Annotated in this window: 23 protein-coding genes and 1 riboswitch; of the genes, 13 read left to right on the top strand and 10 right to left on the bottom strand. The window is 69.4% G+C overall.

Annotated elements, in window-relative coordinates:
• Position 1: 1 nt before the first annotated feature.
• On the bottom strand, positions 2–1,501 hold the full coding sequence (locus ACIBGM_RS12375) for a DUF4038 domain-containing protein (RefSeq protein WP_360518992.1): 1,500 nt from the start codon (positions 1,499–1,501) through the stop codon (positions 2–4).
• 52 nt (positions 1,502–1,553) lie between these two features.
• A riboswitch (FMN riboswitch) is annotated at positions 1,554–1,687 on the top strand.
• A gap of 103 nt (positions 1,688–1,790) precedes the next feature.
• Between ACIBGM_RS12375 and ribB the strand changes: the two genes are divergently transcribed.
• Positions 1,791–2,411: a 3,4-dihydroxy-2-butanone-4-phosphate synthase gene (ribB, locus tag ACIBGM_RS12370; RefSeq protein WP_360518989.1), complete on the top strand. Its 621-nt coding sequence runs from the start codon at positions 1,791–1,793 to the stop codon at positions 2,409–2,411.
• Here ribB and ACIBGM_RS12365 read toward each other — a convergent pair.
• The 7 genes from ACIBGM_RS12365 to ACIBGM_RS12335 all read right to left on the bottom strand — a co-directional run bounded on the left by ACIBGM_RS12365 (position 2,395) and on the right by ACIBGM_RS12335 (position 9,481).
• The gene (locus ACIBGM_RS12365; protein WP_360518986.1) at positions 2,395–3,363 is read right to left on the bottom strand and encodes a transketolase C-terminal domain-containing protein; all 969 of its coding nucleotides are present in this window, start codon (positions 3,361–3,363) and stop codon (positions 2,395–2,397) included. The two genes, ribB and ACIBGM_RS12365, sit on opposite strands and share 17 nt — an antisense overlap.
• Entirely contained in the window at positions 3,360–4,352 is a 993-nt protein-coding gene (locus tag ACIBGM_RS12360; RefSeq protein ID WP_396385439.1) for a transketolase, read from the bottom strand. The genes ACIBGM_RS12365 and ACIBGM_RS12360 overlap by 4 nt, the downstream gene beginning before the upstream one ends.
• Positions 4,349–5,344, bottom strand: a complete 996-nt coding sequence (locus ACIBGM_RS12355) for a sugar phosphate isomerase/epimerase family protein (protein ID WP_360518980.1) — start codon at positions 5,342–5,344, stop codon at positions 4,349–4,351. The genes ACIBGM_RS12360 and ACIBGM_RS12355 overlap by 4 nt, the downstream gene beginning before the upstream one ends.
• 33 nt (positions 5,345–5,377) lie before the next feature.
• Positions 5,378–6,274 carry a carbohydrate ABC transporter permease gene (locus ACIBGM_RS12350; protein WP_360518974.1) on the bottom strand — a complete coding sequence of 299 codons (897 nt, stop codon included), beginning with the start codon at positions 6,272–6,274 and terminating at the stop codon, positions 5,378–5,380.
• Between the two features lie 115 nt (positions 6,275–6,389).
• The gene (locus ACIBGM_RS12345) at positions 6,390–7,304 is read right to left on the bottom strand and encodes a sugar ABC transporter permease (RefSeq protein ID WP_360518971.1); all 915 of its coding nucleotides are present in this window, start codon (positions 7,302–7,304) and stop codon (positions 6,390–6,392) included.
• A 9-nt stretch (positions 7,305–7,313) separates the two neighbouring features.
• Positions 7,314–8,612 (bottom strand): extracellular solute-binding protein, encoded by a 1,299-nt coding sequence (locus ACIBGM_RS12340; protein ID WP_360518968.1) that lies wholly within the window; start codon positions 8,610–8,612, stop codon positions 7,314–7,316.
• Entirely contained in the window at positions 8,609–9,481 is an 873-nt protein-coding gene (locus tag ACIBGM_RS12335; RefSeq protein ID WP_396385438.1) for a nucleoside hydrolase, read from the bottom strand. Before ACIBGM_RS12335 ends, ACIBGM_RS12340 begins: the two co-directional genes overlap by 4 nt.
• A gap of 147 nt (positions 9,482–9,628) precedes the next feature.
• Here ACIBGM_RS12335 and ACIBGM_RS12330 point away from each other — a divergent pair, with 147 nt between their 5' ends.
• The 7 genes from ACIBGM_RS12330 to ACIBGM_RS12300 all read left to right on the top strand — a co-directional run bounded on the left by ACIBGM_RS12330 (position 9,629) and on the right by ACIBGM_RS12300 (position 17,365).
• Positions 9,629–11,038 carry an FGGY family carbohydrate kinase gene (locus ACIBGM_RS12330; protein WP_360518962.1) on the top strand — a complete coding sequence of 470 codons (1,410 nt, stop codon included), beginning with the start codon at positions 9,629–9,631 and terminating at the stop codon, positions 11,036–11,038.
• Positions 11,039–11,218: 180 nt separating this feature from the next.
• Positions 11,219–11,953, top strand: a complete 735-nt coding sequence (locus ACIBGM_RS12325) for a cupin domain-containing protein (RefSeq protein ID WP_360518959.1) — start codon at positions 11,219–11,221, stop codon at positions 11,951–11,953.
• Complete coding sequence (locus tag ACIBGM_RS12320; RefSeq protein ID WP_360518956.1) at positions 11,950–13,128, top strand: Gfo/Idh/MocA family oxidoreductase; 1,179 nt, start codon at positions 11,950–11,952, stop codon at positions 13,126–13,128. The genes ACIBGM_RS12325 and ACIBGM_RS12320 overlap by 4 nt, the downstream gene beginning before the upstream one ends.
• Positions 13,125–14,279: a dihydrodipicolinate synthase family protein gene (locus ACIBGM_RS12315; RefSeq protein WP_396385437.1), complete on the top strand. Its 1,155-nt coding sequence runs from the start codon at positions 13,125–13,127 to the stop codon at positions 14,277–14,279. The genes ACIBGM_RS12320 and ACIBGM_RS12315 overlap by 4 nt, the downstream gene beginning before the upstream one ends.
• On the top strand, positions 14,276–15,091 hold the full coding sequence (locus ACIBGM_RS12310) for a sugar phosphate isomerase/epimerase (RefSeq protein WP_360518951.1): 816 nt from the start codon (positions 14,276–14,278) through the stop codon (positions 15,089–15,091). Before ACIBGM_RS12315 ends, ACIBGM_RS12310 begins: the two co-directional genes overlap by 4 nt.
• Before the next feature lie 19 nt (positions 15,092–15,110).
• Positions 15,111–15,857 (top strand): sugar phosphate isomerase/epimerase, encoded by a 747-nt coding sequence (locus ACIBGM_RS12305; protein ID WP_360518948.1) that lies wholly within the window; start codon positions 15,111–15,113, stop codon positions 15,855–15,857.
• A gap of 71 nt (positions 15,858–15,928) precedes the next feature.
• The gene (locus ACIBGM_RS12300; RefSeq protein WP_360518945.1) at positions 15,929–17,365 is read left to right on the top strand and encodes a diguanylate cyclase domain-containing protein; all 1,437 of its coding nucleotides are present in this window, start codon (positions 15,929–15,931) and stop codon (positions 17,363–17,365) included.
• A 24-nt stretch (positions 17,366–17,389) separates the two neighbouring features.
• On the opposite strand, the gene ACIBGM_RS12295 is transcribed toward ACIBGM_RS12300, so the two are convergent.
• Positions 17,390–18,265 carry an aldo/keto reductase gene (locus ACIBGM_RS12295; RefSeq protein ID WP_360518942.1) on the bottom strand — a complete coding sequence of 292 codons (876 nt, stop codon included), beginning with the start codon at positions 18,263–18,265 and terminating at the stop codon, positions 17,390–17,392.
• Positions 18,266–18,431: 166 nt separating this feature from the next.
• On the opposite strand from ACIBGM_RS12295, the gene ACIBGM_RS12290 reads away from it, so the two are divergent.
• Together ACIBGM_RS12290 and ACIBGM_RS12285 are read left to right on the top strand one after the other, a co-directional pair.
• Positions 18,432–19,964: an alkaline phosphatase D family protein gene (locus ACIBGM_RS12290; RefSeq protein WP_360518939.1), complete on the top strand. Its 1,533-nt coding sequence runs from the start codon at positions 18,432–18,434 to the stop codon at positions 19,962–19,964.
• Entirely contained in the window at positions 19,964–20,785 is an 822-nt protein-coding gene (locus ACIBGM_RS12285) for a polysaccharide lyase family protein (protein WP_396385435.1), read from the top strand. Before ACIBGM_RS12290 ends, ACIBGM_RS12285 begins: the two co-directional genes overlap by 1 nt.
• Positions 20,786–20,828: 43 nt before the next feature.
• Here the strand turns inward: ACIBGM_RS12285 and ACIBGM_RS12280 are convergent, their stop codons facing one another.
• The gene (locus ACIBGM_RS12280) at positions 20,829–22,409 is read right to left on the bottom strand and encodes an alkaline phosphatase D family protein (RefSeq protein ID WP_360518933.1); all 1,581 of its coding nucleotides are present in this window, start codon (positions 22,407–22,409) and stop codon (positions 20,829–20,831) included.
• 134 nt (positions 22,410–22,543) lie between these two features.
• Here ACIBGM_RS12280 and ACIBGM_RS12275 point away from each other — a divergent pair, with 134 nt between their 5' ends.
• From ACIBGM_RS12275 to ACIBGM_RS12265, 3 genes are all read left to right on the top strand, one after another.
• A complete protein-coding gene (locus tag ACIBGM_RS12275) occupies positions 22,544–23,026 on the top strand; it encodes a GNAT family N-acetyltransferase (RefSeq protein ID WP_360518930.1) in 483 nt (160 codons plus the stop codon).
• Between the two features lie 98 nt (positions 23,027–23,124).
• Positions 23,125–24,774, top strand: a complete 1,650-nt coding sequence (locus tag ACIBGM_RS12270) for a hypothetical protein (RefSeq protein ID WP_396385433.1) — start codon at positions 23,125–23,127, stop codon at positions 24,772–24,774.
• A gap of 46 nt (positions 24,775–24,820) precedes the next feature.
• On the top strand, positions 24,821–25,744 hold the full coding sequence (locus ACIBGM_RS12265; RefSeq protein ID WP_396385432.1) for a hypothetical protein: 924 nt from the start codon (positions 24,821–24,823) through the stop codon (positions 25,742–25,744).
• Positions 25,745–25,767 lie beyond the last annotated feature (23 nt).

Raw genomic sequence — 25,767 nt, 5'->3', positions numbered from 1 at the left:
ACTATAGGTCAGCCAGGCAGATGTAGACGCGGGGCTGTCCACCGGGGTCGGGGAGGACGTCGCGGGGCGAGTCGCGCTTGCCGGCGGCCACCACCGAGCCGTCGCGGGGGTCGATGATCGTGTACGGCAGCGGCACGTCGTCGTCGAACACCGGCACCGGGCCGCCGTGCTCGCGGTAGATGATCAGCAGCCGGCCCGGCACGCTCAGCGCCCGGCCGGAGATGACCCGGGTCCAGTCCGGCTCCATGTCGGTCGTCGGCAGCCCACGCAGGATCTTGGTGAGCAGACCGACGTACGACGACCCCTCGAAGCCGACCGCCTCCCGCCAGCCCGCGCCCGGCGCCGCGAAGAAGTCCGCGTGCCCCGGCTCGTCCGGATGCAGCTTCCACTGCCACAGGCTGCCGGCGCCGTAGACGACGCCCATCGTCCCGCCCGCGCAGAGGTTGCTCCACGCCTCGTGACCCTGCCACCAGCCGGCGCCGACGCCGGTCCGCCCGGTGTTCTCGTACGTCGGTTCGCCGTTCGCGATCGCCTTGACGGGCCGGTTCCGCCACATGTCCGCAACCCGCTCGGGGACGTGTTCACCGCTGTGACCCGTCTGGCACCACTGGAAGTCCAGCCAGTCCGCATCCTGGTGCGCGTCCGCGTGGATGTGCGGGCGGTAGTGGATGCCGGTCGGCTGCTCGTAGCAGTCCGTCGCGTGCACCTCGGCCCCGCCGGCGGCGATCTGGGGCTCGCGACCGGATCCGTCCCCGCCGACCAGGTAGATCGCCGGCTGAGCGCCGTACCGGGCGACCAGGTATCGGCAGTAGCGGGCATACTCCTCCGGCGGTACGACGGGCCCGGCTACCTCGAGGCCCTTCCAGCCGAAGCCGTGGAAGACAGGCTGGAGCACCGGGACCAGCCCGTGCTCGACCAGGATCCGGAGCAGGTCGTCGAGGTACTGGAAGTACTCGATGTTCGGCTGGTTGAGGTGCCCGTCCGGGAGGTCCTCGAAGCCGACCGCGAAGCCTTCGTCCTGGGTGCGGTCGCGTGGGCCGACGGCACGCATGTCCGGCTGCACGGTCATCAGCAGGACCGCGTTGAACCCCTTCGCCTGCCGGTCGGCGGCGTACTCCCGGACCTGCTCGGGGGTCGCTCGCCAGGGCAGCGCCCAGGCGGTGTCGCCCGCGAGGATGGCTGGCGTGCCGTCCGCGTGCACCAGGCTGCGACCGCCGGGCGACATCCGCCAGAAGCCGCGTGCGTAGAACGGGTCGTCCTGCCCGGGATCAGCCGGTTCCACGTCGAGCTCGCCGCTGTCTGAGCCGCTCGTCCAGGTCCACCGGCCGGGCGACGGCGCGGCGAAGCGGACCCGCCAGGTGTCACCGCCGTCCCAGAACGCGGGCCGCCGCAGCCGGAGGCCGCTCTCGTGCTCGAAGTCGGCCCACTCCTCGGCGGCGTACGGCTCCTCGTGGTTGCGCGTCAGCGTCAGCTCGACTGCACGCCAGACTGAGATGGACATGACACTCCAAGGGTGGTTGTGACGGATAGACTGAGCGGCGAACAGCAAGACCACACGTGCTCTGGGGTCGGTGAAATTCCGAGCCGGCGGTGACAGTCCGCGACCCGCATGTCCGCAAGGAGATGCGGTTGACCCGGTGGAACTCCGGGACCGACGGTGAAAGTCCGGATGGGAAGACGCACGTGGCAGGTCTTCGCGGTGCGCTGTCGGCGTTTGCTGCCGTGGTGCCCGCGGAGCTTGTCGTTGCCCCGGAGTACGGCGCCAGTTTCACGCCGAGAGGACAACGACCGTGAGCACCGCGACCAAGACCCGGCTGGACACCGTCCGGCGCGCCATCGACGAGCTCGCCCTGGGACGGCCGGTCGTGGTCGTCGACGACGAGGACCGCGAGAACGAGGGCGACCTGACCTTCGCCGCGAGCCTGGCGACCCCCGAGCTGATGGCGCTGCTGGTCCGGCACACCAGCGGCTACGTCTGCGCACCCGCCGCACCGGAGATCCTCGACCGGCTCGAGCTGCCGCTGATGGTGCCGGACAACCAGGACAGCCTGCGGACCGCGTACACGGTCTCGGTCGACGCGAGCAGCGGGGTCGGGACCGGCATCTCGGCCGCCGACCGGGCCCGGACGGTCCGCGTGCTGGCCGATCCGGCGGCGCAGCCCACGGACCTGATCAGGCCCGGTCACATCCTCCCGTTGCGGGCAGTGCAGGGCGGTGTCCGGCAGCGGCCCGGTCACACCGAGGCCACGGTCGAGCTCGTCCGGCTGGCCGGGCTGCCGCCGGTCGGAGTGATCGGCGAACTGATGAACGACGACGGCACCCTGATGACCGGGCCCGACCTGCGCGCGTTCGCCGACACTCACGGTTTCGCGATGATCTCGATCGCCGACCTGGTCAGCTACTTGGCTTGAGCAGCCGGCGCGCGGCGTCCGCGATGCCGTCCGGCGAGAGCCCGTAGCGGTCCAGCAGGTACCCGGCCGACCCCGTGGGCGCGAACTCGGGGATCCCGAGGATCGACACCCGCGCCGGGTGCTGCTGTACGACGGTCTCCGCCACCGCACCGCCGAGGCCGCCGCCGGACACTGCCTCCTCCGCGGTGACGATTCCGGCCGTCTCCCGCGCGGCCGCGACCACGGCCTCGACGTCGAGCGGCTTCACCGTCGGCATCGACAGCACCCGGGCCGAGATCCCTTCGGTGGCGAGCTGCTCGGCCGCGGCCAGCGCCCGCCACAGCACCGTCCCGTTGCTGATCAGCGTCACGTCGTCACCGGCCCGGACCGTGATCGCCTTGCCGATCCGAAACTCGTAGTCGTCGGCGTACACCTTCGGCACGCTCATCCGGCTGACCCGGATGAACACCGGCCCGTCCGAGGCCGCCGCCCAGCGCAGCGCCGCCGCGGTCTCGATCGGGTCGGCCGGCACGATCACGGTCAGGTTGGAGATCGCCCGCAACCAGGCGATGTCCTCGATCGAGTGGTGCGTCGGGCCGAGCTCGCCGTACGCGACGCCCGGGCTCATCCCGCAGAGCTTCACGTTGGTGTTCGAGTAGGCGACGTCCGCCTTGATCTGCTCCAGCGCGCGGCCGGTCAGAAAGCAGGACGCGGCCGAGACGAACGGGATCCGGCCGCCGTTGGCCAGGCCGGACGCGACCCCGACCATGTCCTGCTCGGCGATCCCGACGTTGATCAACCGGTCCGGGAACGCCTTGCGGAAGCTGTTCAGCTTGCTGGACCCGACCGAGTCGTTCACCACCCCGACGATCCGGTGGTCCGCGTGCGCGAGCTCGGCGAGCGTCTCGACGTACGCGTCCCGGCAGTCGTACCGCGGCTGGTCGGCGATCGAGGCAGTCTCGACCATGCTCATCCGCGTCCTCGCTTCGCTCCGGGCGCGGATGAGACACGAGGCCGGCTGTGCTTGATGATGCCCTCGCTTCGCTCGGTCATTGGAAGCTCCTTGGTGTATCCGGGAACAACAGCCTCCAGCTCGGTCAGCGCCTGCTGGAACTCCGCCGCGTCCGGCACCCGGTGGTGCCAGGCGACGTTGTTGCTCATGAACGAGATCGGGTGCCCCTTGTGCGTGTGGGCGATCACGAAGGTCGGCTTGCCGGGCCGGAAGGGTACGGCAGACAGCACGTCGAGCAGCTCGCCGTGGTCGTGACCGTTCACCTCCACCACCGCGAACCCGAACGCCATCGCCTTCTCCGGCAGCGGGTCCAGGTCGTTGGTCTCCTTCGTGGTGGCGCCCTGCTGGAGCCGGTTCCGGTCGACGATCACGGTCAGCCGGTCCAGCTGGTACTGCGAGGCCGCCATCATCGCCTCCCAGTTGCTGCCCTCCTGCAGCTCGCCGTCACCGACCAGCACGTAGGTCCGGCGCATCGACACGTCCAGCTTGGCCGACAGCGCATGCCCGACCGCGACCGGCAGCCCGTGGCCGAGCGGACCGGTGTTCGCCTCGACCCCGGCGACCTTGTTCCGGTTCGGATGCCCGTTCAGGGCCGACTCGGGCTTGAGGAAGGTGGCGAGCTCGTCGACCGGCAGGAACCCGAAGGCCGCCAGCGTGGTGTAGAGCGCCCCGGCGACGTGGCCCTTGCTCAGGATGAACCGGCCGCGCTCGTGCGCGGTCACCGTGTCCGGCGTGATGTCGAGCACCGCGCCGTACAGGGTGGCCAGGATGTCGATGGCGGAGAAGTCACCGCCGATGTGGCCGGCGCCTGCGTGGTGGACCAGCTTGAGGTCCTGGATCCGGATCTGCCGGGCCGCCTCGGCGATGTGCGCCACCTGCTCGGCCCGGCTGCTGTGGATCGGCAGCCGCCCGAGCACCGGCATCGTGGTGTGTTCGACGGTCAGTGTCATGCGAGCTCCGCCATCGAACTCAGGAGCACCTTCTGCACCAGCTTCTGCGCGGCCAGCGCGTCGTGCGACGCCTGCGCCGCGGCCAACGCCTCGTCGTCAAGTACGTCGAGCGCGTGGTGCACCGCCTTGAGGAACCGGATCGCCTGCTTGGCCGCCTCGACGCTGTCCTCGCGGAACGGGAACTGGTCCAGCTGCCAGACACCCTCCCAGTTGTTCTTGCGCAGCGTGTGGAAGAACTCGAACGTCTCGACCAGGTGCACCGAGCCGACCACCATGTCGTCGTCCCAGCCGCGCAGGTTGTCGTTCACGTCGATCGCGAACAGCCGGTTGTAGTCGATCGCCAGCTGGGCGGCGTCGGCCGGCGTCTCCTGGCCGTACAGCGAGTGGCCGAAGTCGAGCAGGATGCCGAGGTTCGGCAGGCCGATCTTCTCGATCCCGAGCAGCGTCCGGGCGACGTTCGGGAAGATGATCTTCACCCGCGGCTCGCGCGGCTTGTACTCGATCACGAAGTTGATGTCCGGGTGCGCGGAGACGAGCTCCTTCAGGCCGTCCAGCGCGAGGTTCCAGATGTCGCGGTAGTCCACCTGGAACGGGTAGTCCCAGCCGTCCTGACCGGGCCAGAGCTTCACGTACGAGCAGCCCAGGTCCTTGGCCAGCTCGGTGGCGTTGTGCATCAGCTCCAGCGCCTGCTTGCGGACGCCGGGATCGGGGTTGGTGAAGGATCCCTTGACGAAGTCGCGGGTGTAGATCTCCGGGGTGATCGCGATCGCCTTCAGGTTGTTGCGCTTCAGTGCCTCCTTGACCTCGTCGAGCGCCCCGTCGTACCCGGCGAACGGCCAGTTCAGGTCGACGACGGACAGGTCGCCGACGGCGCCGGCCCGGTCGATCTGCTCGAGCAGGCCGACCGGGTCGCCGTACCCGTCGGTGGCGTAGCGGTCCTTGTACGTCGCGAAGTGCCAGATACCTGCGCCGAAGACCGGCATGTCAGTCATTGGTGGTTACTCCTTCGTGTGGGGCGGTTTCGGTCAGCCCTTGAGAGAGCCGGCGGTGAGGCCGCCGACGATCCAGCGCTGCAGGAGGGTGTACGCGATCAGGATCGGCACCACGGCGATCAGGATGCCCGCCGCGAGACCGGTGTTGTTGTTGGCGAACTGGCCCTGGAAGTTGAGCAGTCCGACCGGGATCGTCTTGTTGGCGTCGGAGTTCAGCAGGATCAGCGCGAACAGGAACTCGTTCCAGGTCGCCACCGCGTCCAGGATCGCGACCGTGACCAGCGCCGGCAGGGACAGCGGGAGCACGATCGTGAAGAACACCCGCCAGTCGCCGGCGCCGTCGACCTTGGCGGCCTCGATGATCTCGTCCGGGATCTGCCGGAAGAACGACTGCAGCACCAGCACCTCGAACGGGATGCCGAAGGCCAGGTACGGCCCGATCAGCCCGAAGATGCTGTCGGTCGCGCCGGCCTGACGCATCATGATGAACACCGGGACGATGGTGATGTAGATCGGGATGGTCAGCCCGAGGAACACCGAGAACATCACGGTGGTGCGGAACTTCATCCGCAGCTTGGCCAGCGCGAACCCGAGCATCGCCGCGATCAGCACGCCGAGCGGCACCTTGATCAGCGCCAGCAGCGCGCTGTTGCGGTAGGTGGTGGCGAAGTTGCCGATCCCCCAGGCGTCCTTGAAGTTCGACCAGGTGAACTGGTCCGGCCAGGACAGCGGCCCGTTGCCGATGAAGTCCGACAGCGGCCGGACCGCGGTGATCACCAGCAACGCCAGCGGCGAGATCCAGAACAGCGCCACCACGACGAGCACCAGCGTGATGACCAGGCCCTTGCGGCCCTTCGGCTCCTGGCTGACCGGCTCGGTCTGCTGCAGTACGACGGGCGCGTCGACCCGCACGGGTGCGATCGAGGTCATGGGGCCTCCCGGCCTGGACTGAGGAACGGAGGGAGCGAAGCGACTGGAGAGACGAGGGAAGGCCGGGAGTTCCAGCCCCATGACCTGCCGCGCGGCAGCGCGGCATTCAGCACAGTCATGACGCCTCCTTCGTCTGGGACCGGACGTACGGGATGCCGACGGCGACCGCCACCAGGGTGATCACCACGGCGATCGCGGTGCCGTAACCGGCCTGGTAGTACTGGAAGACGTTGGCGTACATCCACGTCCCCATCACCTGCGTCGCCGTACCGGGGCCGCCGTACGTCATCGCGTAGATCATGTCGAAGACCTTGAACGAGTCGATCAGCGACAACGCCAGCACGATGTAGTGGGCCGGCCGCAGGCTCGGCATCGTCACGTGCCAGAACTGTTGCCAACGGCTCGCACCGTCGACCGTCGCGGCCTCGTAGAGCTCGTTCGGGATCCCTTGCAGGGCGGCCAGGTAGAGCAGCATCGGGAAGCCGGTGCGCAACCAGATGGCCGGCACCATCACCGCCCACAACGCGGTCGAGTCCTGCCCGAGCCACGGCTGCGCCAGCCCGTCCAGCCCGAGCAGCCGCAGGAACGAGTTGATCGCGCCGTACTGCGGGTTGTACAGCCAGCCCCAGATCGAGGCGATCGAGACCAGCGGGAGGACGGCGGGCGTGTAAAAGATCAGCCGCAGGATCGGCTTGCCGTGCACCTTGCCGTTCAGCGCGATCGCCAGCGCGAGCCCGATGATCGTCGGGACCGCGATCGTCACGACGGTCCAGATCACGTTGTTCCGGACCGCTGTGACCACGACCGGGTCCTTGGGCAGGTCGACGTAGTTCTGCAGCCCGACGAAGTTGTACGTCGCGCTCAGGCCGTCCCAGTCGGTCAGGCTGAACCACAGTGACGACAACGCCGGGTACACCAGGAACGCGACGTACACCACCAAGGCGGGCAGGGCGAACAACCAGGGTGACCACTTGCCACCCTTCTTGGCCTTCGCGGCCTTGGCAGGCTTGGACAGTGCGACCGTCGCCATCAGCCCTACTCAGCCCTTCGCCCAGGCGGAGACGATCTCCTGCATCTTCTTCGCCGCGGCCTCCGGCGTGACCGATCCCTGCAGCAGGTCGCTCTGCACGCTGAAGTACTGGTCCGCCTCCTTCTTCGGGAAGGCCTGGTCCTGGATCGTGTAGAACGGGTTGCTCCCGTACTTCTGCGCCCACTCCGCCGACAGCGGCAGCGCCTTCGGGTCCGGCTCGGCGCCCTTGACCGTCGAGGCGCTGACCTGCATCGCCTTCTGCGTCTCGGGCTTCACGATGAAGTCGATCAGCGCCGCGGCCTTGTCGGCGTTCCCGGTCTTGGCGTTGATCATGTAGCCCTCGACGAAACCCGAGTGCCGGGCCGGCTGCTGGTCGGTGGGCAGCTCGAAGTTGCCGAACGCGGCCGGGCTCTTCTTCGCGGTCAGGATCGCGGCCGCCTCGGTCCACGGCCCCGTGATCGTGTACGCCGTCTTGCCCTGGACGTACGCCGGCTCGATGTCGGCCGGGTCGAGACCCAGCGCGCCCTGCGGCACCCACTTCTTGTCCTGCCACTTCTTGAACAGCGCGAACGCCTCGACCACCTCGGGCCGGTCCCAGCTCTCGTCGCCGGTCAGCAGCTTGTCGTGCAGCTCCGGGCCGGCGGTGTGCTCGAGCAGGTACTCGAACAGCCGCATCACATGCCAGCCGTACTTGCCGCCGGTGCCGAGTGGCGTCACCCCGACCGCGACGAGCTTGTCGTTGATCGCCTCCAGCTCGGCGTACGTCGTCGGCGGGCCGCTCACGCCGGCCTTCGCGAACAGCGACTTGTTGTACCAGGCGCCGATGCCGAGGGAGACGAACGGCACCCCGGACTTCACGCCGTCGAACGTCATGCCGCCGATCGCCGCGGTGTTGATCTTCGAGTCCCAGCCGTACTTGGAGTAGTACGGCGACAGGTCCAGCGACTGCTTCGCCTTCGCGAACGGCGCCCCGATCTGGCCGCCCCAGATCCGCCAGACATCCGGGCCCTTGCCACCGAGCAGCTCGGTGCGCAGCTTGTCCGGGTACACCGCCGCCCCCGAGCCGGGCAGGCTGTCGACGGTCGTCGTCGTACCGTTCTGCTCGTCGAACTTCTTGACCTGCGCCCGCAGCAGGCCGATCGTCTCGTCGCCCTCGTAGGTGAACAGGCGCAGATTGTTCGAGGCCGCGCCGGTGGCGCCGCCGCTCCCGCTGGTCGACGTGCCACCGCCGGTGCAGGCGGACAGACCGACGCCGGCTGCGGCGGCGGACGTGAGACCGAGGAATCCACGGCGGGTGAAGGTGTTCATTGAGTGCTCCTTTGCCGGGCGAAGCGGCGGATCTTGGCGAACATGTCTTCCAGCAGGAACCGGACGTCGACGTGCTCGCAGACGCTGATGGGGTTGTCGGTCCCGGGCAGGTACCAGCCGTCCACGCCGAAGCGCGGCGCCGGCCGGACCCGCATGTCCCCGCTGCGGGGGAAGAGCATCAGGGCGATCGCGGGTGAGTCACCGAGGGACCGGGACTCGATCGGCTCGCCGTGGTGGGTGGCGTTCCACTCGTGCAGCTGCTCGATCAGGTACTTGCCGAGCGGCCCGGCGTCGCCGATCTTCTCGTCGAGCTCCGCGTAGCTCACCGAGACCTTCGTGTAGACGTCGCTCGGCACCTGCCAGACCGTCATCCCGGAGCCGAACACCACGTTCGCGGCGTGGATGTCGTTGGACAGGTTGAACTCGATCCCCGGGTACGTCGTGTAGCCGTCGTAGCCCCGGCCGCCGATCCAGATCACGATCACGTCCCGGTGCACGATCTCCGGGTCGAGCAGGATCGCCGAGGCCATGTCGGTCAGCGGGCCGAGGAACGACACGAACAGCGGGTCGTCCTTCGAGGCCAGCTTGGACTCCTCGATGATCAGCCGGGCGCCGGGCGAGTCCAGCGGGGTCTGCTCGTCCGGGATCCCGGTCGGCGCCCCGTCCGCGACCGGGACCTGGCCGGTCAGGTCCATCAGGTCCAGCAGCAGCTCGATCTCCTCGCGCGACTCTTCCATGCTCCGGTCCGACCGCCGGGTCCCGAAGTGCGCGGCGATCAGCCCGCGGATGTCGAAGGTGGGCGACAACAGCCCGTGCACGATCGCGAACTGGTCGTCCGCCTCGTTCTTGGCGTCCGTGTTGATGATCACCCGGCGTCTACTCGGCTTCGCCACCCTGAGATCCAATCTTTGAATAGATATTCAATAGTGCATAACCTGTCGACCTGAGTTTCACCACGGGGCTAGAGTCCCGTCAAGACCTCAGTTGAAAGTTGTCCAATCGGGAGGGCGCTCGACGTGGGTGGATCTGCCGTGCTTGCGGTCGACCAGGGCACGACCAACTCCAAGGCGGTGCTCGTCGCCGCGGACGGCGCCGTGCTGTCCACCGGATCCGCCCCGGTCGGCCTCTCGACGCCACACCCCGGGTGGGCCGAGCAGGACGCCGAAGGCATCTGGCAGAGCGTGCTCGCTGCGATCTCGGCGTGCTTGGAGTCCGCCGGCGCGGTTGAGGTGGCCGGAATCGCCTTGTCCACACAACGTGAGTCGGTCGTCGGGTGGAGGGACACGGGCGAGGCGGTCGGACCGGTGATCGGTTGGCAGGACGTCCGGACGACCGCCTGGTGCGCCACGCTTCCAGTCGAGCTCGATGACCTGGTCCGCGAGCGCACCGGACTGCGGGTGGACGCGATGTTCTCCGCACCCAAGCTGCACTGGCTACTCGAGAACTCGAAACCCGATCGCGTCGGCACCGTCGACTCCTGGCTGGTCCACCGGCTGACTGGTTGCCAAGAGCATCTAATAGAAGCCGGCAACGCGTCACGCACCTTGCTGTACGACGTTCTCGACCTCGACTGGTCCGCGTCGTTGCTCGACGCCTTCGCCGTACCGCGGTCGGTGCTGCCGGAGGTCCGGCCGTCGAACGGCGGATTCGGCCACACCAAAGGCGTTCCGGGACTCGCCGACGGGATCCCGATCGTCGCCGTGCTGGCCGACTCGCATGCGGCGATGTACGGGCAGGGTTGCACGCGAGCCGGGATGATCAAGGCGACGTACGGGACCGGGTCGTCCGTGATGACGCCGGTCGACGCGTTCGTCGCGGACGGTTGCACGCTCGCGTGGTTGACGGATCAGCCGCTCTACGCGCTCGAAGGGAACATCGTGTCGTCCGGCGCCGCGCTCGCGTGGACGGCCGGCATGCTCGGACTGCCCGATGTCGGGGCGCTGGTGGAGTTGGCGGACACCGTGCCGGATGCGGGCGGCGTCGTACTCGTGCCGGCGTTCGCCGGACTCGGGGCGCCGCACTGGGATCGCGACGCCCGCGCGGCGCTGACCGGGATGAGCAGTTCGACCACTCGCGCGCACATCGCGCGGGCATCCGTGGACGCGGTCGCGCACCAGATCTGCGACATCGTCGACACCATCCCGGGCACGCCCGGGCGACTTCGGGCCGATGGCGGCGCGACCGTCTCAGGTCTGCTGATGCAGACCCAGGCCGATTTGCTCGGTCACCCGGTCGAGGCATCGGACGTCGCCGAGGTCAGTGCGCTAGGCGCCGCCGAGCTCGCCTGGACCACCCTCGGCGAGACGACAGGCTGGGCTGATAGGCGCACCGCACGCACCTTCGAGCCGGCGATCGACGCTGCCTCTCGCGCCGACCGCCGTACCCGCTGGGCCGAGGCCGTCGCCGGGGTCCGAACGGCCTCCTGACTACCCAGCGCACACGCCTGGATGACGACGGTTCCGGAACCGCTCGCCTGACACCGTTGTCCGGATGCGGTCGGACATCGCTTTCCGTTACAGGTTGACTCGTCGTGACAGCACACCTAAGGTTGCGGTCACAAGCCCTGGAAAGCCCTTTCCAAGGCGGATGGCGAGGGAGGCTTCGGCATGTGCGAGTTCGAGCCCGGTGCTGCGGTGGCGCTCCCGGGCGGGATCGGCATCTCGCGGCTGTCGGTGTACGACGTCGAGGCCCCGGACGGCCTGGTCGGTGGGACGCCACACGTCCACCTCGCCTGCTCCGAGGGGTACTACGTGATCGCCGGCACCGGCGCGGTCCAGACGCTGACGCCGAAGGGCTTCGCCGAGACCCCGCTGCAGGCCGGCGCCGTGGTCTGGTTCGACCCCGGCACCATCCACCGACTGGTGAACGACGGCGGGCTGCAGATCCTCACCCTGATGTCGAACTCCGGACTCCCCGAGGCCGGCGACGCCGTACTGACGTTGCCGCCCGAGCACCTGACCGACCGCGAGACGTACCTGCAGGCGACCGCCCTCACCGGTGAAGGTGAGGCCCGGACCGCGTCCGCGATGGCCCGCCGCGACCTCGCGCTCGAGGGTTTCGCCGTACTGCGGGAGTCGTGCGAGGCGCAGGGCCCGACCGCGCTCGACGACTTCTACGCGGCCGCGGTCCAGATCGTCCAGCCGCAGCTCGCCGACTGGCGCCGCCGCTGGGAGCAGGGCGCCCGCCGGCTCGCCGACGAGACCGGCGCGGCGCTGGACGCCCTCGAGGCCGGCACGGCGCCGCACCTGCAGACCGCTGAGCTCCATCGACTTCCCGCCCCTACCGAGTTCGGCCGGCACGGCATGTGCGGTCGCCTCGACATCTACGACATCACTTCGTGAGAGGCAAGACTGTGAACGAGCGACGCATCGGCATCGTGATGAACGGAGTCACCGGCCGGATGGGCCTGCGCCAGCACCTCGAGCGCTCCATCGTGGCGATCCGTGAGCAGGGCGGCATCCCGGCCGCCGACGGCAGCATGATCATCCCCGAGCCGATCCTGGTCGGCCGCAACGAGCTCAAGCTGCGCCGGATCGCGGAGACCTACGGCCTGACCCGGTGGACCACCGACCTGGCCGAGGCGCTGGCCGAGGCGGACGTGGAGATCTACTTCGACTCCCAGCTGACCCAGCTGCGCGAGAAGGGTGTCCGCGCGGCGGTCGAGGCCGGCAAGGCGATCTACTGCGAGAAGCCGATCGCGGAGGGCCTGGAGGCCGCCGTCGACCTGGCCCGCCTGGTCCGCGACTCCGGGCTGAAGAACGGCGTGGTCCAGGACAAGCTGTCGCTGCCCGGCCTGCGGAAGCTGAAGCGGCTGGTGGACGGCGGGTTCTTCGGCCAGATCCTCTCGGTCCGCGGCGAGTTCGGCTACTGGGTCTTCGAGGGCGACTGGCAGGAGGCGCAGCGGCCGTCCTGGAACTACAAGTCCGAAGAGGGCGGCGGCATCATCGTCGACATGTTCTGCCACTGGCGGTACGTGCTCGACCAGATCTTCGGCGAGGTCAAGTCGGTCTACTGCCAGGGCGCCACCCACATCCCGACCCGGTACGACGAGCAGGGCCAGGAGTACACCGCCACCGCGGACGACGCGGCGTACGGCGTCTTCGAGCTGGAGGGCGGCATCGTTGCCCAGATGAACTCGTCCTGGGCCACCCGGGTGTTCCGCGACGAGCTGGTCGAGTTCCAGGTCGACGGCACCGAGGGCAGCGCGGTCGCGGGCCTGCGCCGCTGCCGGGCGCAGCACCGCTCGGCGACGCCGAAGCCGGTCTGGAACCCGGACCTGCCGGCCACCGAGCAGTTCCGGGATCAGTGGGCCGAGGTGCCGGACAACGAGGACTTCGACAACGGCTTCAAGGTGCAGTGGGAGATGTTCCTGCGGCACGTGGTCGACGACGCGCCGTTCACCTGGGACTTCGTCGAGGGCGCCAAGGGTGTGCAGCTCGCCGAGCTGGGCCTGCAGTCGTGGCGCGAGGGCCGCAAGCTCGAGGTGCCGCCGCTCGACCTCGAGGCAAAGCCGTGACGCTTTCACTGCGGTTGCCCGGCCCGGACGGGCTGGGCACCTACCAGCTGGCCGGCGAACCGGTTGCTCAGGGCACCTATGAGCCGGCCCGGAGCCGGCTGGCCTTCGCGGCGGCCCATGTCGTGGCGGACCCGCTGGGTGACAACTCGCCGGGGCAGCCCGCGGTGGTCGACTGGGAGCACACGCTGGAGTTCCGGCGGCACCTGTGGTCGCTCGGGCTGTCGGTCGCGGAGGCGATGGACACCGCGCAACGCGGGATGGGTCTGGACTGGCCGGCGACGCAGGAGCTGATCCGGCGGTCCGCCGCAGAGGCTCCGAACGGCCGGATCGCGGTCGGTGTCGGCACGGATCAACTTGCCGCAGGCAACCATGCGCTGGAGACCGTGATCGGCGCCTACGAGGAGCAGCTGGCGGTCGCCGAGGAGGTCGGCGCACAGCCGATCCTGATGGCCAGCCGGGCCCTGTGTGCGGCGGCGACCTCGCCGGACGACTACCGGAAGGTGTACGACCGGCTGCTGAGCCAGTCGTCCCGCCCGGTCATCCTGCACTGGCTGGGTGCCATGTTCGACCCGGCGCTCGACGGCTACTGGGGCAGCGATTCACTCGACACTGCCGCCGACGTGGTGGTCGAGCTGATCGGCGACAACATCGCGAAGGTCGACGGCATCAAGGTCTCGCTGCTCGAGGCCTCGCGTGAAGTTGCCCTGCGCAACCGCCTGCCCGAGGGCGTGCGGCTCTACACCGGCGACGACTTCAACTACCCTTCCCTGATCAAGGGCGACGACAACGCTTACAGCGACGCGCTGCTCGGCATCTTCGCGGCCATCGCCCCGGCGGCCGCGGCCGCGTTGAAGGCGCTCGACGACGGCGACCTGCAGCGGTACGACGAGGTGTTCGAGCCGACCGTTGCGCTGTCCCGGCAGATCTTCTCGGCGCCGACGTACTACTACAAGACCGGAATCGCCTTCCTGGCGTGGCTGAACGGCCACCAGCCTGGGTTCTCGATGGTCGGTGGCCTGCAGACCGGGCGGTCGCTGCCGCATCTGGCGGACACGTTCCGGCTCGCTGACCAAGCCGGCGTACTGACGAATCCGGAGCTGGCCGTGTCGCGGTTCCGGCAGCTGCTGCGTGTGGGTGGTGTGGACGCGTGAACCGCTACAGCCTGAACCAGGCGACGACGAAGTACTGGCCGCTCGAGGATGTCGTCGCGGCCAGCGCGAAGGCCGGGCTGTCCTGGATCGGCCTGTGGCGTGAGCCGATCCAGGAATACGGCGTCGACCAGGCGGCCAAGCTGGTCGCGGACGCCGGCCTGAAGGTGTCGTCGTTGTGCCGGAGCGGGTTCTTCACCGCGACCGACCCGGTCGAGCGGAAGGCGAAGATCGAGGACAACCGCCGCGCTATCGACGAGGCGGCGACGATCGGCACCTCCGTGCTCGTGCTCGTCAGCGGCGGCCTGCCGCCGGGGTCACGGGACATCGACGGAGCCCGGGCGATGGTCCGGGACGGTCTGGCCGAGCTGGCGCCGTACGCCGAGGAACGTGGCGTGAAGCTTGCGGTCGAGGCCTTGCACCCGATGTTCTGCTCGGACCGGTGCGTGGTGTCGTCGCTGTCCGGAGCCCTCGACCTGGCCGAGCAGTTCCCGGCGTCGCAGGTCGGCGTGATCGTGGACGCTTACCACTTGTGGTGGGACGCGGACGTTTACCGGCAGATCGAGCGGGCCGGTGAGCGGATCCTGTCCTACCAGGTGAGCGACTGGGTCGTGCCGCTGCCCGAGGACACGCTGCTCGGCCGCGGCATGATGGGCGACGGCTCGATCGAGCTGCGCCGGCTGCGCGAGGCCTGTGACGCGGCCGGGTACGACGGGCCGATCGAGGTCGAGATCTTCAACCAGAAACTGTGGGACGCGCCCGGTCAGGAGGTCTTCGACCTGGCGCTGGAGCGGTACCAGGAGCACGTCGTCTAGCTACCGAGGAGCTGCCTGTATGACTATCCCCGCCGACGGCATCGGGATGCACCTGTACACAATGCGGGATGTGCTGGCCGAGGACTATCCGGGAACACTGAAGCGGCTGGCCGCCATCGGGTACCGCACGGTTGGCGTGAGCGGCCGGTTCGGTCACTCCGCGGACAAGATCCGGTCCTTCGCGGACGAGGCCGGGCTGGCGATCGTGTTGGAGCACGTGAAGTACGACCGGATGGCCGACGACTGGGCCGGCGCGCTGGCCGACGCCACGACGCTGGGTGCGAAGTGGGTCGTCGTACCGTCAATTCCGTCCGAGCAGCACTCGGTGGAGGGGTTCCGTACGGCGGCCGCCGCGTTCACCGAGGCGGGCAAGGCGGCTCGGGACGCCGGCCTGAAGCTGCTCTTCCACAACCACGGCCGGGACTTCGACGAGGTCGACGGGCAGGTGCTGTTCGACATCCTGCTCGAGGTGGACCCGGAGCTGCTCGGCTTCGAGCTGGACCTGTACTGGGTGGTCAACGGCGGCAAGGACCCGATCGACTACTTCCGGAACCACCCGGGCCGATATCCGGCACTGCATGTCAAGGACATGGCCGAGGACGGCTCGTGGGAGGACGTCGGCGCCGGCAAGCTCGACTTCGCCGCGATGTTCGCCTACGCCGGCGACGGCGGGGTCGAGCAGTGGCTGGTCGAGCACGACAAGCCCGCCGACGCCTGGCAGTCCGCCGAGCGGAGCTACCGCGGACTGTCCGATCTCCGGTTCTGAGCCAAACGCTTAACCGGATCAGCGTTGGTTACAACTGCTCACATCGGGTGAGATCGTCCTAAGCTCGTCGCGTGCAGAACGAACCGACTGTTCGGCTGACGGCCGTGCGGCGCCTGTACGAGGTGAGCGCGCGGATGGGGGCGGGGCGCAGCCTGGCCGAAACCCTGCAGGCCGTCGTCGAGGGCGTCGTGACCGGACTCGGGTTCGGGATCGCCGTGCTCAACCTGCGGCAGCCGGACGGGAAGTTCGAGGTGATCGCGGTCGCCGGGTCGCCGGAGGCCCGCGAAGCGCTGCTCGGCACGGTCAGCTCGGCGGACATCTTCGACGCCGAGTTCGCGATCGCCGACGAGTGGGGCCGGCTCCGCTTCGTGCCGCACGAGCGGTTGCCGGAAGGCGAGGTGGTCGGCTGGGTGCCCGACGTACCGGTGTCCGACGACCCGGCCGCGTGGCATCCGCTGGACGCGCTGTTCGCGCCGCTGTACTCGCCGGCCGGCGACCTGGTCGGGATGCTGGCGGTCGACCTGCCGGAGGACCAGCGGCGGCCCGGGCCGATCCACCGGGAGCTGCTGGAGATCTTCGCCACCCAGGCCGGGCTGGCCATCGACAAGGCCCGGCTGACCGATCAACTGCTGGCCGAGAAGGCCCGGCTGGAGGCCAGCGAGACGACGTTCCGGATGGTGTTCGAGGGGGCCGGGAACGGGATGGCGACGGTCGCCCTGGACGGGCCCGAGGAGGGCCGGATCCTGCGCGTGAACGACGCCTTCTGCCGGATCACCGGGTACGCCGCCGACCGGCTCGTCGGCGCCCGGCTGCTGGAGTTCCTGCGCGACGAGGACCCGTCGCTGTCCCGGGAGGAGCTCGAGAAGGTTGCGGCCGGCAATGGCACGTACCGGTTCGAGCGGATCTTCTCGCCGCCGGCCGGCAACGACATCTGGCTCGGCGGCACGGCGGCCATCGTCGGCGCCAAGGGGCAGTCGCGGATCCTGCTGATCCAGATCGACGACGTGACCGCCCGCAAGGACGCCGAGCGCGAGCTCCGCCACCACGCCGCCCACGACCCGCTCACCGGACTGCCGAACCGTCGCCTGCTGCAGCACCGGTTCGCCGCCGCGCTGGAGCGGACCCGCGCCACCGGCCGCCGCGGCGCCCTGCTGTTCTGCGACCTGAACCACTTCAAGCTGGTCAACGACAGCTACGGTCACGAGGCCGGCGATCACGCACTGCGCGAGATCGCGGGCCGGCTGGCCAGCGAGGTCCGCCACGGCGACACCGTGGCCCGTCTCGGCGGCGACGAGTTCGCGGTCCTCGCCGAGGACATCGCCGACGACGACCTGGCCGCCCTGATCGCCCGCCTGGAGACCGCCGTCAGCCGCCCCCTCCCCAACATCACCGTCCAGGTCAGCACCAGCATCGGCACCGCCCCCATCACCCCCGAAACCACCGACCTGGACACCCTCCTCCACACCGCCGACCAGGCCATGTACGAAGCCAAACAACACCGCGCCTGACGTCGCAGCCGGACGGTCCGGTGCTCAGGCCGCGTCGAGGGTGGCGACCTGGTCTGGGGTGAGGTCGAGGTCCAGGGCGGCGTAGGAGTCGAGGATCGTTTCCGGGCGGCTGGAGCCGGGGATCGGGATGACGTACGGCGACTTGGCCAGCATCCACGCGAGCGTGACGCGCTGCGGGCTGACGCCGAGCTCGTTCGCGAGCTGGTGGACGGCGGGGTGCTTGGCGCCGAGCTCACCGGCGTTCGAGATGCCGCCGAGCGGGGACCAGGGCAGGAACGCGATCCCGAGCTGGTCGCAGAACTCGAGCTCGGGCTCGCTGGACCGGAAGGCCGGCGAGAACTGGTTCTGCACAGAGACGAGCCGGCCGCCGAGGATCTCGTTGGCCAGCTGGATCTGCGCCGGGTTCGCGTTCGAGATCCCGGCCATCCGGATCTTGCCCGCGTCGAGCAGGTCGCGGATCGCGCCGACCGACTCCTCGTACGGCGTGTTCGGGTCCGGCCGGTGGAACTGGTACAGCCCGATCGCGTCGACGCCGAGCCGCTTCAGCGACGCGTCGGCCGCCTCCTTCAGGTGCTGCGGCGAGCCGTCGAGCGTCCACCGCCCGTCACCCGGCCGCAGGTGCCCGCCCTTGGTCGCGACCAGGACGCCGGAGGTGTCACCGCCGTACGACGCCAGCGCCTTGGCGATCAGGGACTCGTTGTGTCCGACGTCGGTCGCGGTCAGGTGGTACGCGTCCGCGGTGTCGATCAGGGTGATGCCGGCGTCGAGCGCGGCGTGGATGGTCGCGATCGACCGGGCCTCGTCGGGCCGGCCCTCGATCGACATCGGCATCGCGCCGAGCCCGATCCCGCTGACCTCCACGTCGCCGATCCGACGCGTCTTCTTCGTCTGAGCTGCCATGCCGTCAAGCCTCCCGCGCCACCACTCAGACTTCCAACAGGAATCTTCGCAAACACCCAGCACTCCGGTTGCTGAATCTTTGGCGACTTCCCGTCAACGGCTGACATTCCGGACGAGACTTACGTAAGAATGTGACGCAAGTCCTCCCCTGATTGGAGCTCCGTCCGTGCCTCCACCGCCCACACGTCGTACCTTCCTTCAGCTCACTGGGCTCAGCGCTGCGAGTGTCGCGCTGGGGGTGTCCGCGCCGGCGAGTGCGGACGCCACTCCTGGGCGTCCGATTCCGTCGGGTGCGTTCGCACTCGGGGTCGCCTCCGGTGATCCGCGGCCTGACGGTTTCGTGCTCTGGACCCGGCTTGCGCCGACGCCGTTGGCCGCTGACGGGCACGGCGGGATGCGCGCCGACCACGTGCCGGTGCAGTACGAGGTGGCCGAGGACAGCTCCTTCAAGCGAGTCGTACGACGAGGACTCGCCATCGCGACGCCTGAGCTGGCACACGCCGTACATCCCGAGGTGCGTGGGCTGCGGCCGGAGCGCGAGTACTTCTACCGCTTCCGCGTCGGCACCCAGCTCAGCCCGGTCGGCCGCACGAAGACGCTGCCGGTGCACGGCTCGCGGTTCAGCTTCGCCACCGCGTCGTGCCAGGCGTGGTACCACGGCCACTTCCCGGCATACCGGGACATCGCCCGCCGGGCGCCGGACGCGGTGTTCTTCCTCGGCGACTACATCTACGAGTACGGCATCGTCGCGGGCGGCAACCTCTGGCGCGAGGGCGTGACGGTCGGCCCCGAACACGGGGTGGAGATCGAGACCCTCGAGCAGTACCGGCTGCGGTACAGCCTGTTCAAGACCGACCCCGAGTTGCAGGCCGCGCACGCCGCCGCGCCGTGGCTGAACGTCTGGGACGACCACGAGGTGCAGAACAACTACGGCGCAGCGAACTCGATCTACGGGATCCCACCGGAGCTGTTCATCCATCGCCGCGCGGTCGCCTACCGCGCCTTCTACGAGAACCTGCCGATCGGGCTCGGCAGCCTGCCCGAGGGCCCGGACACCCAGGTCTACCGGCGGTACGACGTCGGGACGCTCGCCCGGCTCAACCTCCTGGACAACCGCCAGTACCGCGACCCGGTGCCGGTGGACGAGGCGGACCGGCAGTCCGAGCAGCGCACCATCCTGGGTGCCAAGCAGGAGAAGTGGCTGTACGACGGCCTGCGGCGGTCCCGCGCGACCTGGAACGTCCTGGCCGGCGGCGTCGTCCTCACCGCGATCACCGACGACCGGATCGAGCAGTGGGACGGCTACCCGGCGAACCGGCGCCGACTCCTCGCGGAGCTGCAACGGGCCGGGAACGCGGTCATGCTCACCGGCGACATCCACCGGCACGTGGCGTCCGAGCTGAAGGCGGACTTCGCGGACCCGGCCTCGCCGACGATTGGCGTCGAACTGGTGTGCTCGTCGATCGGGTCCGACGGGGACGGCGCGGACACCGACCAGTACGCGAAGGACTGGCTCCAGCACCCGTACGTGAAGTTCTACAACGCCCGGCGCGGCTACGTGCACACGACGCTGACCCGCTCCGAACTGACCGCGGAGTTCGTCAACTTCCCGTACATCGAGGCCGACGCGAACGCCGAACCGCGGGTTGCCGCGGCGTTCCGCTCACCCGCCGGCGCGCCCCGTCTGGAGGCCCTGTGATGAACCGTCCGCCCGCCATCACCGACCTGACCGGCAGCGGCCAGCTCGGCACCATCACCCTCGACTGGAAACCGGTGTCGTGGGCAGCGGTCGTCGACCACTACGCGGTATACGTGCTGACCAACGGCTCCTACGAGCTGGCCGGCAAGACCGTCTACCCACACTTCGTTCATCGCGGCCTGGGCTTCACCGGCGTGACCCGGACGTACCGCGTCGTGACGGTCGATGCTGCCGGCAACAAGTCGAAACCGTCGGCGACGGCCTCCGCGACCAACCTGACCTCGGTCACGATCTCGGGTGTCCCCGTGGCGACCGTGGGCACCTTCGACGGCAAGGGTTCCGAACTAGCGCTGTCGCCGAACGGCTACGCGAGCTATCCGACGCGCTTCCCGTCGGACGTCGACTACACCTTCGGTACGTCGACCCCGTCGGCCGACTGGTCGTACCTGCTGCCAGGTCCGGCCGACAAGTGGGCCGGGTCGAAGAACCACAAGGCGACGCTGCGGTTCGACCTTGCCGCTGCACCGGAGCAGGATCTCGACCTGGCATTGTGGCTGATCGACAGCCACGCCAGCCTGGCGGGCACCGCCGTACTGACTGTGAACGGGACCCAGGTCGGCCGGCTGACGTTCGCCAACGGCGCGACCAAGGGGTCGACGATTGCCGACAGCACCTATCCGGGTTCGCCGCTGAAGCCGTCGTACCTCGAGCAGCCGTTGCCGCGGGCCCTCTTCAGGACCGGGCAGAACGTGCTCGAGTTGTTCAAGGACAACGGTTCCTGGATCGCGTACGACGCCCTCGGCCTCTTCGCGCGGAAGTGAAAGGGGAGGACCCCGGCGCGCCGGTGCCGGGGTCCTCGCCGTTTCAGGATGCGTGCACGTGCGGGTTGCGGTCCTCGACGACGTACGATGCCCGCGTGCTGATCGGCGCGTCGGGCTTCGTGACGTACGGCAGGACGCGGTAGTCGGAGCGCCACTCCTTCTGGTTCACGGTGACGCGGACGTAGCCGCGCTGCGAGTTGAAGAACTTGAGGTGCGGGTTGGCTTCCAGGAACTGCAGCCCCTGCGGGGTCATGTCGGCGCCGTCGCCACCGCTGGTGATCGACGTGCCGACGAACTCGGTGCCGACGGCCGCCGAGTCCGGGTTCGCGTAGTCCCGCTTGAGCTCGAGCGCGTAGTTCTGGTGCCGGTCGCCGGTGATGACCACCAGGTTGCGGACCCCGCTGTCCTGCGCGGCGCCGAGCACCTGGTTGCGCTCGGCAACGTAGCCGTCCCACGGGTCCAGCCAGACCCGGGTCTCCGGGCCGGGGGTCCAGTCGGTCTGGCCCATCGGCGCCTGGTTGCCGAGGATCTGCCACCGGGCGTTCGACTGCTTGAACCCGTCCAGCAGCCAGGCCCGCTGCTTGCCGCCGAGCATCGTGTTGTCCGGGTTGAACCGGTCGTCACAGGTCGACGAGTCACCGTCGCCGCACGGCTGGTCGGAGCGGTACTGGCGGGTGTCCAGCATGGTGATGTCGGCCAGCCGCCCGTACGGGAGCCGCCGGTGCAGCCGGACCGACGGGCCGGACGGCATCTGGTCGTGCCGCAGCGGCATGTTCTCGTACATCGCCTGGAACGCGGCCGCGCGGCGGGCCCGGAACACCACCGGGTCCTGGTCCGGCTCGGTGTCCGCTTGGGACAGGTCGCCGGCCCAGTTGTTCTCCACCTCGTGGTCGTCGATGGTCTGGACCCACGGGAACTGCGCGTGCGCGGCCTGCAGCGGCGCCTCAGTCTTGTAGAGCGCGTACTGCAGCCGGTAGCGGGCCAGGTCGAACGTCTCGCCGTGGAACCGCGGGTCGGTCTCGACCCCACGCCGGTTCGTCCTCACGCCGGACTCGTACAGGTAGTCACCGAGGTGGACGACCAGGTCGAGGTCCTCGTCGGCCATGTGCTGGTAGGCGGTGTAGAAGCCGTCCTGCCAGGCGTTGCAGGACGCGAACGCGAACCGGAGCTCACGCGGCGACGCGAACGGGTGCGGCGTGGTCCGGGTCCGGCCGGTCGGCGAGACCTCGGAGCCGGTGCGGAAGCGGTAGTAGTACACGTGGTCCGGCTGGAGGCCGCGGACCTCGGGGTGCACCGAGTGGCCGAGCTCCGGGGTGGCGACGACGCTGGACCGGCGGACGACCTGCCGGAAGTTCGGGTCGCGGGCGATCTCGTACTCGACCCGGACCGGCTTGGCGGGCATGCCGCCCTTGCCGTCCACGGCGTACGGGTCGGTGGCGAGGCGGGTCCACAGCACGACACCGTCGTACTGCGGGTCTCCGGAGCCCACGCCGAGGGTGAACGGGTTGCCGCTGCCGGCCGGGGCGGCGTACGTGGTCGAGGCGTCCCAGGCTCCGGTGCCGAGCAGCACGGCGGCAGAGCCCGCACCACTCAGGCCGAGGAAGCGGCGGCGGGAAACGGACATAGAGGATCCTCCTGTGTCGGGCGGAGAAGGCGGGTTGTCAGCCTTCCGGCGCCGGGTGACTGGGATTTGTCGCGGAGGTGCTCGGTAAGTTAACAGAAATGCTCGGTAGCCGAGTCGGCGTGCAGGATGGTCCAATGCAGACCGACGAACGAGTACGACGCGCGCGGCCGGACGACGTCCCGGCAATCGTGGAACTGGTCTACGGCCTGGCCGAGTACGAGCGAGCCCCCGATGAGTGCCGGCTGACCGCCGAGCAGCTGCAGACCGCGCTGTTCGGCCCGGAGCCGAAGGTGTTCTGCCACGTCGCCGAGCACGAGGGCGCCGTGGCCGGCTGCGCCATCTGGTTCCTCAGCTTCTCCACCTGGCGCGGCGTCCACGGCATCTACCTCGAAGACCTCTTCGTCCGCCCCGAAACCCGCGGCACCGGCCTCGGCAAGGCCCTCTTGGTCGCCCTCGCCCAGGAATGCGTCCGCAACGACTACGAACGCCTCGAGTGGTCCGTCCTCGACTGGAACACCCCCGCCATCGACTTCTACAAGTCCCTCGGCGCCCACCCCCAGGACGAATGGACCACCTACCGCCTCACCGACGCCGCCCTGACCCATCTCAGCTCCTGAGCGTTGCAACTTCCTGCAATCGGAGCGAAATGGGGAGCGGGATCGCGTCTCTCCGGGCAAGATAGGGCGGCTGTCGGTTCGAGCACCGGGGTGGGGACATGGGTGGGGAGTTGCGGGTCACGGAGGTGGACGGGGTTCCCGTCTACTGGGTGCCTGGTGAGAAGCAGATGCGGGCCGGTTTGTGGTTCCGGATGGGGATGGCGGACGAGACGCTGCCGACCCACGGCTGGCTGCATCTGCTCGAGCACCTCGCCCTGCACGGGCGGGACACGATCCGTACGCCGGTGAACGGGCACGTCGGCATGCTGCACACCAGCTTCGACGTGGAAGGTGAGCCCGAGGACATCGCCGCGTTCCTCGAGCAGACCTGCCGGTGGCTGAGCGATCCGGACTTCACCGACCTGGAGCACGAGCAGCGGGTGCTTCGGGCCGAGGGCGCCACGCGTGGTGGCGGTGCTGTGGGGACGCACTTGCTGTGGCGCTATGGAGCGCAAGGACCCGGCCTGGCCGCGTACGACGAGTTCGGGCTGTACACCGCCGACGCGGATCGCCTGCGCGCGCTCGCGGCGGACATCTACACCCGCGGCAACGCCGTACTGGCCCTGACCGGTCCGCCCCCGGCGGGTCTGCGGTTGCCGCTCAACGACGGCACACACTGGCCGGTCAGCCGTGCAACACCCTGCGATCAGCCGATGCCTGGTGGTTTCCCCGGTCCTGAGGGCTCGGTCGCGTTGTCGGGTGTCGTGCCGCGTTCGACCGCGGCTGCCACCTTGACGCGGGCCCTGCGACGCGGGCTGGAGGGCGGCTTCCGGCACGGCGCCGGAGTGGGCTACAGCGGTTGGTCGTCGTACGAGCTCGTGGACGGCGACCACGCGATGGTCAGTGCGGGCATGGACATCCTGCCCGAGGCACTGGCGAACGTCGTCTCCGAGACCACGATCGTGCTGCGCCGGCTGCGGGATCACGGTCCAGACCCGACCGAACTGCGCGACGACCTGGATCAGGAGCTCCGGCGGATCAAGGCCGAGCCGGCCGAGAACTGGTTGCCGTACCTGGCCGCGCGCGACGTGCTGCTCGGACGCCCGCCGACGGACCGCGACCAGCTGGCCGCCGAGGTCGACGCCGTGACGGTCGACGACGTCCGGCAGGCCGCCCGCGCGATGTGGAGCAGCCTGCTGGTCTCGGTGGACCCCGCCGGCGGCCGCGATCCCCAGCTGACCTGGCACGGTGGCCCGCCGTGGGCCAGGGCGCCGCTGGGGCAGGAGTTCAAGCACATCGGTAGCCCGGTGGCCAAGGCCATGCTGACGGTGGGCCGCAGTGGCGCCCATGTCGACACCACCACGAACAGGATCTCGGCGTCGTACGACGAACTGGCCGCCGTCGTCGCCTACCCCGACGGCGGGCGGATGCTGATCCGGCGGGACGGCTACCAGCTTCCGATCGAGCCTGCGCTGTGGAAGGACGGGCAGCAGGCGGTCGCGACGGTCGACGCCGCGGTCCCGGCTGCGCTGCGGGTGCCGATGCCGGCCCGCGAGCCCGACGCGATCCCGCAGAGCTCGGTGACCCGGCGGGACAAGGCGGCGTACTGGCTGAAGCGGCCGGAGCTCTGGGTCCTCACGGTCCTCGTCGCAGTGATCGTGGTGGCGCTGGCGACCGGGCTCTCGTTCGACGACGTCGTCGAACCCGCCGTGGTCCCGATCCTCGTGGTCGGCGCCGTCGTGGCCTACCGCGAACACCGCAAGAGATGAGGCGACCCCGATGAAGTGGCGACGGAAGACACCTCCCCCGCCCACCATGGTTCTCGATCCGTGCCTCGGCGATCCCACCGCCCGCCGGCTGTACGACGCCCTCGAGAACCGCGAGTGGCCCGCCGCCCGCGCCGTACTGGCCGCCACCGAGCACCCCGACGACCGCGCGTTCTACCTGGACGTCTGCGGAGCAGTGCCCGGCGTCCAGGGGTGGATCGGGTTCCACACGTCCGATGACAACCTCGCGCAGCTGGTCCGCGGTGCGCACGCCGTGCACTGGGCCTGGGACGCCCGCGGCGGCTACCGCGCGCAGTACACCTCCCGCGATCGCTTCGAGCTCTTCTTCGAGCGCCTCCGCCTCGCCGAGTCGTACCTGTACGACGTGATCAGCCGCGACCCGGACGAGGTGTCCGCGTGGGCGTTCCTGATCCGGACCGCGCGCGGACTGCAGTTGCCGTTGGACGACGGCGAGTTCCGGTACCGGGAAGCGACGAAACGGCACCCGAGCCACTGGAAGGCGAACCACGAGTGGATGCAGACCCTCTGCAAGAAGTGGTTCGGCAGTGACGAGTGGATGCACCAGTTCGCCCGCGACACCGCGACCCGCAGCCCGGACGGCAGCATGGTGCACGCCCTGGTCGCGCTCGCGCACCTCGAGATCACCCTCGAACTGGACGCGAACCAGACGACCGGCTACATGACCCAGCCGAACGTCCGGGCCGACCTGCGGACCGCCGCCGAGCACTCGATCTGGCACCCGGCCGCCGACCTCCGCCCCGGATCCGCGGCGGCACTGAACATCTTCGCCCTGGCCTTCAGCCTGAGCGAGGATCCCGCGGCCGCGGGAGCAGTCTTCCGGCAGCTCGGCGAGCGCCCGACCGAGCAGCCCTGGGGCTATCTCGGCGGCGACCCCGCCCAAAGGTTCCTCGAAGCCCGATCCCGGGCGGCGGCCGCGGTGCGGCCGGAATAGGTTTGCGCCGGTCGGCGTTCCTG

It is taken from the genome of Kribbella sp. NPDC050470, assembly GCF_044458365.1.
Taxonomy (GTDB): domain Bacteria; phylum Actinomycetota; class Actinomycetes; order Propionibacteriales; family Kribbellaceae; genus Kribbella.
The sequence above is the reverse complement of the archived record's forward strand: the minus strand, read 5'-3'. Positions and strand labels throughout refer to the sequence as shown.